General features: G+C 38.6%; 3 protein-coding genes. All 3 read right to left on the reverse strand.

Going from position 1 to position 8,113, the window contains the following annotated elements; genetic code table 11:
* Positions 1-493: 493 nt before the first annotated feature.
* The 3 genes from F6K22_RS23235 to smc all read right to left on the reverse strand — a co-directional run bounded on the left by F6K22_RS23235 (position 494) and on the right by smc (position 7,179).
* Positions 494-1,597 (reverse strand): PRC-barrel domain-containing protein, encoded by a 1,104-nt coding sequence (locus F6K22_RS23235; protein ID WP_293103326.1) that lies wholly within the window; start codon positions 1,595-1,597, stop codon positions 494-496.
* A gap of 71 nt (positions 1,598-1,668) precedes the next feature.
* A complete protein-coding gene (locus tag F6K22_RS23240) occupies positions 1,669-3,006 on the reverse strand; it encodes an RNA-guided endonuclease InsQ/TnpB family protein (RefSeq protein ID WP_293103328.1) in 1,338 nt (445 codons plus the stop codon).
* A 510-nt stretch (positions 3,007-3,516) separates the two neighbouring features.
* Complete coding sequence (gene smc, locus F6K22_RS23245; protein ID WP_293103330.1) at positions 3,517-7,179, reverse strand: chromosome segregation protein SMC; 3,663 nt, start codon at positions 7,177-7,179, stop codon at positions 3,517-3,519.
* Positions 7,180-8,113: the final 934 nt, after the last annotated feature.

The raw sequence follows: 8,113 nt of genomic DNA on the forward strand, positions 1-8,113 counted from the left end.
TGGAGTTTGGTAAGCAAGCTCCTAAAGATGGGCAATTAACAAACTCAGAAGTTAAGATAGGGGAGCCGTCCGTTGGGGACTGACAGAACTCAAAAGTTGTTTTTGTAACGGGAATTTTGAGCAACCATCCAAAAACATTTAGGGAATAGAGAAAAACCTTGCTCTTTATTTTATTTTGCTACATAGCAAAATTCAGGTCTTCCCTAACTACAAAAAAAGTTAATCTAGCATTATTTTTTGAAACTGGTATTAGACCCAATTATTTTGATGAATTTTTTTCTTAAAATTGCCCTAAAACCATGAGTTTATCACTAGAAAATCAGGTCTCAAGCCTCTTACTTTAGTAGGAGGTAATGTTAACTGTTTTGCTATAGGACAACTCCGTTTTTCATATTCCGTAGTCAAACGCTGCGCAACATATTTGCGGAGCATGACAAACGGAAAAAACGCAGTTACGACCCTAGGAGGCTCACTGAAATTACCTAATATTTACTTAATAACCACCTGGTTCCTCTTCATATTCTGGCACCTTAGTTTTCTGAGGAATATTCACACGGGTTGCTTGATAAGGTTTTGGAGCCTCATCATCAGCCCAAGCATCTTTCTCTATCTCCTCATCATATTCATACTCTGGAGTTGCTTGATAATCTTTCTGCTGATTTTTATCCTCTTCATAATCATATTCAGCACCTGAATCGCCCCAATTATCTTCTTCATAGTAATCGTCATTAGTAGGTTCTCGTCTGACCTGGCGTGCGGATGGCGGAGCTACAGGTTCTGGCTCATAATAATCATCATAGACTGTTTCTCGTTCTAGTTGCCGTGGAGGAGCAGCCTCTTCTGGCTGATAATAGTCATCATAAACTCGTTCTGGTTCAACTACTCTACGTCTTATTGGATCTGGTTCAGCCCAGTCTTCATCCCATGTTTCCTGACTAGAAGGTGATACTGTACGAATAGGTTCACGAGTCACTGGTGTTCCTGAAGTTAATTGATTCTCAGGTTTCACAGTAGGAGGATAATATAATCCCTCTTCTTCTCTTTGCCAAGGAGCTTCCCCTAAACCTAGACGTTCTAATACTCCTACTGTTAATTGTTGTAGTTTTTCTTCAGAACCTTCAAAGACAATCAAACGATTCGGTCCACTGCTGACAATTTCATCAATTGACAGTTCATAAGTGCTAATAACTTGCTCTGGAATTTGGGGTATACCAATAGAAGCGATAATCAATGACAAAACTTTACCATCTCTGGTATCAAGTTTGAAACCTCTAACTCGGCCTAACAGTTCTCCATTTTCTGTCAATACTTCACTATTTATCAGACTACTATAGGCTTCAGCATCAATATCTTCTTCCACTACTTCTTCATCATCTACTAAGATAACATCGCCTATTTCACGAATATTCTTGAGAAACATAAACTTGGGTATTCCAGCCACTGCCAATATATTGTCCCGTAGTCCAATAGCTACCACCTCTCGTCTATCAACATCTACCCATAACTGACTTACTACCCCTAGGCGTTTACCTTTATCACGAGTAATTATTTGAGTTCCTAATAATTCGGAGCGTTGACGGATTTTTTCAGATGTCATTATAGTCTAATCCTGATTTTTAAATAAAAAAAACAAATCAAAAGTCAAAAGTTAGATACAATTATAATTTATCATTGACCACTCCTCCGCATAAATGACGGAGGATTCTCAGCGGATACTTCAAGAAGGTCTAAAGACGCTTCTTTCCGTGTTTTCCGATTAACTGACCACAGTTTAATTCTGTGGGGACTGGTCAAAATTCCCCTAGACAGTCGGCTAAGGTCTAAGCCTAGCCTTCTGCTTACTTTTCTTAATATGTTGAGTGCACCATTACACTCAGCGTTTAAATACCATTGTCCGTATCCAACACGATACAGACCGCGCTTAGTTCTTCTTCCCGACGGTTTCCAATTCTGGGGTTTTTCACCTATTGTTGGCAGATAGTCACCATCTAAAAAACTAGCTTTACTGGTATAGGATTCTTCAGTTTCAACAAACTGAATTCCATATTGCTCGCACAATTGAGCAATTCTGTCTTTGAGTCGTGCTGTGGGGATAGGTACGAACTCAGAATTATTTTTTTGGCCAATATTGATTGAATCTTTGTTGCCTTTGTTCCAACCAAAAACGATAGTACCGATATTATTTTCTAGGCAATGATTCATTACTATTCTTGCTGCTTTGTTGATGCCATCACGCATCTGTCTATTACGTTTTTCTGTTATCAAAGCTAATTTATTGTTCCAAAACCTTTGTGGTTTCTTCTCTTTAATAGTAGATACTTGCTTGTTATACCAACGATTCATTGACTTGATGTGTTTCCCATCAACAATCAAGCTAGTTTCAACATTTGATACACAAGTTAGCCAATTATTTAAGCCAGGGTCAATCCCTAGAACATTGTTAGCATTTAATTCTACTTTTTTAGTCTCTTTTTTATAGACAAACTCAAAGTAGAAACAAATGTTCCTAGGTAGTATTCTTAATTCCTTAATGTCTGCAAAGTTAAGATTGGATGGCATCGGAATATAGAAGCTATCTAGTCCAAACCAACCCTTACAAGTCTTACCCAATGGCACTCTTACTTGATTGCCTTTTAATTTTAGTGCTTGCTTGGGGTAGCTAAGTGTAGCCAATCCTCCTTTCTTTGTGTAGTTAGGAATTCTTGGTTTGTCGGTTGCCTCGCCTTTCAAGTAAGCTTCGATCAATTTTTTGTATGACTTAAAAGACTCTCCTACACTTATTAGTATTTGTTGCGCTCCTTGAGAATGTAAAACCTTGTAGTGATAACTGGTTTTGTATTGCTCAATTAAATCAAATTTCCCAATTATTTTTTGGGCTTTAAAGTATAGTTGCCTAGCATAATATATCCCCATATTAGTAAGCTTGTGGGATTCACTACACAAGAAAGTTAAGATATTCTTTAAGTCGTTATTTTGACTTACTAAAACTTGCTGACAACCGTACATTTTTTGATCGTTTAAAAGTTATAATTATACCATGTTTCGGGCTAACTTTAGTTAGCTTGGCTGAACGCTTCGTGCCTTATATCCCTCGTCTTTTAAGCGAGGGATATAAGGCACTGTCTGATAATTTAGCACTCAGCATTTCAGCAATCAGCTTCTTTTGGTCTATAAAACCAATCATAGTATCTTAGCCCGCGATTAAACTTTTGAGTTAGGAGTTATCCCTTGGAATTAGGCAATGCAGGAAAAAGATTGAAAATTACTCCCCATCTCCTCATCTATTTTTCCTGAAAGCTGAAAGCTAACAGGAATTACGCAAAGGTAGTACATATAGAGTTAAAAAACCATAACGTTATAGTTTTAAACGCTATATATATGGTTTCTGCTATAAGTCCTAGCTAATAGCTAGTTTGAGTCAGAAGTCGTCTGTGGGAATTAGGCAATTCAGGAAAAAGATTGAACAATACTCCCCTACTCCCTACTCCCTACTCCCTACTCCCTATTCCCTATTCCCTATCTAGTCATTTTAATCCCTAAAACTTGGGTATGAGCACCCCTAGCTTGGGTCACTCCGATAGTACGTTCAGATGATTCCATCATTGGCCTCCGTAGACTGACAACAATAAACTGAGCTTGTTGTGCCTGTTGTTTTATCATTTTAGCTAATCGCTCTACATTTGCCCCATCTAGAAACATATCTACTTCGTCAAAGGCATAAAAAGGAGATGGACGGTAACGTTGTAGAGCAAAAATAAAGCTCAAGGCTGTTAAAGATTTTTCTCCTCCAGACATAGAGGCTAATCTTTGTACTGGCTTTCCTTTGGGATGAGCGACTAAATTTAACCCACTATTAAAGGGATCTTCTTGGTTCTCTAGTTGGAGATAACCGTCTCCTTCAGAAAGTGTGGCAAAGATTGTCTGAAAATTTTGATTCACAGCATCAAAAGCTTCAAAAAATGAACGTTGTCTTAGGGTAGTAAAGTTTTCTATTCTTAACAACAGTTCTGTTCGCTCTCCTTCCAGAGTGGATAATTTTTGACTTAATTCTTCTAGTCGTTTCTGAGTTTGCTCATATTCTTCGAGGGCTAACATATTTACAGGTTCTAGAGCTTGAAGTTGTTTCTGTAGGGCTCTGACCTCCTTTTCTAATTCTCCCATTTTAATATTTTCCGGCACTGTTGGGATTGGGTCAGGCACTTCTGCTTTTTGCTCTTCTAACTGGGTTTGCAAAGCGACTAACTGTTCCCGACGTCCCTGTTGAGATTCCTGTAATTTTTGTAGTTGCCATTCTAATTGTTGTTTAGCTAAATGAAGTTCCCGTAGATTTGCCTCTGCTTGGTCTCTTTTTTGTTTCTCTGTCCCTAATTTTTCTTCTGCTTTGGCCATTCCTGCTTTAGTCTGGGCAATTTGCTCATGCACAACTAAAATTTGACTATTTACTTCTTTTATGGTATTTTTAGCCTTTAATTCTTGCTCTTGATATTCTGAACGGCGACGGGAAGTTGCTTCGACCTTTTCTTGTAAGAGCTGTTGTTGATTTTCTAAATCTTGTAGTTGTTGTTCGGCAGTCCGTAAAGTAGTTTCCCGTTCTTGCAAAACTGCCTCTTGAGACCGAATCATACTTTGCATCTGTTGCCATTCACTGTGAGTATGAGATTTTTCCAACTCGGCCAAAGTTTCTCTTAGCTGAGTTAACTGAGTTTCCTGAACTGGAATTTCTCGATCTAGGGATACTAATCTAGTTTGAGCATTAGCCAGTTCTTGAGTATTTTTCTCTAATTGCCCTTGCCCTTGCTCCTGTTGTTTGGTCAATTTTTGCAATTCTGCCTCAATTTGTTCTACTTTGAGCTGAGTTTCCCGAAAATACTGCCTTCCTTCCATCAAAGCTTGCGATCGCTCTTTTACCTTTTCTTGGAGTTTAGAAATTTCTGCCACACATCGCTCCAGAACTATATCTATTTCTTGTAAACGTTGACGATGGCTTTCCATTTCTCCTATTTCTGTCGAATCACTATCATCAACGGTGCCAAAATGCAAGCTTCCCGAACGGCGCGACATACTTCCACCAGTCATCGCCCCACTACTCTCCAATATTTCCCCATCGAGAGTAACTATCCGATATTTACCTAAATGTTGTCTGGCATTTGCCAAGGTATCAAAGACCACGGTTGAACCAAACACATAAGCAAAAATATTTCCGTAGCGAAAGTCACAGTCTATCAAATTTACAGCATAATCTATAAATCCGGCTGCTCCCCAACGTAAACTATTATCTTGGTTGAGTCTGGGAGGTCTAATTTTATTCAGAGGCAAAAATGTCATTCTGCCAGCTTTTTGCTTTTTCAAAAATTCAATTCCGGAGGCAGCCACTCGATCATTTTCGACTACCATATTTCCTAGACGGGCACCCGCAGCTATTTCTAAAGCTAATTGATATTTAGGTTCGACTTTCCCCAGTTGTGCCACTAATCCACAAATGCCGGAAATACCCGACTGTTGTAGCATTTTGGTGGCATAAGTACCTGTCGCTTCTTGAATTGCCTGTTGTTGGGCTTCTAATTTATCAAGTTTTCTTTGTCTATCTCTCTGTTCTTGAAGGAGGCGAGTTTGAGTATCTTGCTGAATTTGTAGTTCTTGTTCCACAGCCTCCAATTGTTTAGTCAAAGATTCTACTTGATAACTTGATGCTTCTTTTGACTCTTTGATCTGTTCGTAGTATTTCGTCTGATTTTCAATTTCTACTTCTAAAGTTCCTAGAGACTCCTGTTGTTCTTGAATTTGCTTTTCTAACTGGTAAATTTTTTCCCTAACTCTAGCTTGCTCCGTCTGTTGGGGGTTAACGGTTTGTTGTAGAGTTTCAATTTGATGATGAAGTTGAGCTTGTTGTTTTACCCAAGCTTCGGCAGTATCGGCAATGGCACTAGCTGACTCTCGTTGTTGGTTCAGAATTTCTTGAGCCTCGTTGCGGGTAGCTTCTAAAGATGAGAGATTTTGACTTTGAACAATTTTTTCTGTGGCTAATATTTCTAAACTTTGCTGGAGTCTATCTACTTCCTCTTCTAGTTGACTAAAATTAGTTTTGGTCTGATTAATAGTAGTATCTAATTCTTTCTGCTTTTCCTGGAGTTGTCGGCGCTCCGCTTCTTGGGTAGCCAGATTTGACTGTAAAGCTAAAAGTTCCTCTTCCCCCAAAGCCTTTACTTGAGCATTAAATTTGTCTAATTCAGTTTGAGCCTCCTGAATTTCAGTTTGTTTAGTCTGAATATTTTCGTTAAATTCGGCGAGGGAGCGATCGCCCGACTCAATATTTTCCCGAAGTTTCCATACCTGCTTTTGGAGATTTTGCCATCTCAGAATAGTTTGCCAGAGACTCTTTTCCTCCAACTCCCCTCGTAACTGTTGATATTTTTTAGCCTTCACACAATCTTGGGAAAGACGGTCACATTGTTTCTGCAATTCTTTTTCCACAATGCGACTTTTTTCCTCCTGCTCCTTCACCTCGTCTAATTTGCCTTTTGCCAGAGAAATTTTTCTGTCAAACTGAGCGACTCCTGCCATTTCATCAATAATCTCGCGACGTTCCCTAGGCTTCATCGAAATAATGCCAGTCACATCACCCTGGAGAACCACATTATATCCTTCCGCATAAACCCGAAGTTGATTTAGTTGTTCGTGAAGTTCCGTCAGAGTACATGGCTGACCATTCATATAATAAGTAGAAGTATAAGTACCTTGTTTAGTAACTCGGAGGCGGCGAGAAATACTCCACTCTACTAATGAATCAAAAGAATTAGCTATCTCGAAAGGGTCTTCAGATTCAGATGCTAAGATTTTCTCTCCATTTTCTTCTACTTCCGGCAGTTGTGGCTGTGAAGAGTCTGGTTCTTTATAGCCATTATTTTGATTGGAGAGGTCTTCCAAATCAAAAGTTACAGTAACAATAGTTTCTACAGTTTTACGTCCAGCCAATTTATTGTTAACCAAATCTGGCAGACGTTCGGCTCTCATACCCTTGGAAGTAGATAGGCCCAAGCAAAATAGAAGTGCATCGAGAATATTAGATTTGCCAGAACCGTTAGGTCCAGAAACCACAGTAAAACCCGGCAGCAACGGAATTGTCGTTGTGCCGCCGAAGGATTTAAAGTTTGTCAGTTCCAGGCGTTTGATATGAACCATGAAGGCCAGTTTTCGGACTGGATAGATTTGTATCTAATTAATTATAGACAGGACTTGTGGATTGTGGCTTTTAGTTTCTAGGAATTTTTGGAGTGGTAGCTTTTATTGCGCAATACGCAATAGGAATTTTTGCTCAGTCGAAATTTCATCTGTAGGCTAGGTAAAAACTTTTATTGCGCAATACGCAATAGGAATTTTTACTCAGTCGAAATTTCATCTGTAGGCTAGGTAAAAACTTTTATTGCGCAATACGCAATAGGAATTTTTGCTCAGTCGAAATTTCATCTGTAGGCTAGGTAAAAACTTTTATTGCGCAATACGCAATAGGAATTTTTGCTCAGTCGAAATTTCATCTGTAGGTAGGTAAAAACTTTTATTGCGCAATACGCAATAGGAATTTTTGCTTAGGGGAAATTTGATGTTTGAGGGTCGGAAACTTTTTATTGCGTATAGAGCAATGGGAATTTTTGCTCAGAAAAATTTTGTCTATAAGGGTCGGAAACTTTTTATTGCGCAATACGCAATAGGAATTTTTACTCAGGATAAATTTTGTCTATGAGGGTCGGAAACTTTTTATTGCGCAATACGCAATAGGAATTTTTACTCAGGATAAATTTTGTCTATGAGGGTCGGAAACTTTTTATTGCGCAATAGGCAATAAGAATTTTTGCTTAGGGGAAATTTGATGTTTGAGTGATGGAAACTTTTTATTGCGCAATAGGCAATAGGAATTTTTACTCAGGATAAATTTTGTCTATGAGGGTCGGAAACTTTTTATTGCGCAATAGGCAATAAGAATTTTTGCTCAGGGGAAATTTGATGTTTGAGTGATGGAAACTTTTTATTGCGCAATAGGCAATAGGAATTTTTACTCAGGATAAATTTTGTCTATGAGGGTCGGAAACTTTTTATTGCGCAATAGGCAATAAGAATT

The organism is Okeania sp. SIO2F4, from assembly GCF_010672385.1.
Classification (GTDB): domain Bacteria; phylum Cyanobacteriota; class Cyanobacteriia; order Cyanobacteriales; family Microcoleaceae; genus Trichodesmium.

Excerpts from the sequence above, each read along its gene's own strand:
- F6K22_RS23240 (WP_293103328.1), bottom strand. The coding sequence starts at position 3,006 with ATGTACGGTTGTCAGCAAGTTTTAGTAAGTCAAAATAACGACTTAAAG.
- smc (WP_293103330.1), bottom strand. The coding sequence starts at position 7,179 with ATGGTTCATATCAAACGCCTGGAACTGACAAACTTTAAATCCTTCGGC.
- F6K22_RS23235 (WP_293103326.1), bottom strand. The coding sequence starts at position 1,597 with ATGACATCTGAAAAAATCCGTCAACGCTCCGAATTATTAGGAACTCAA.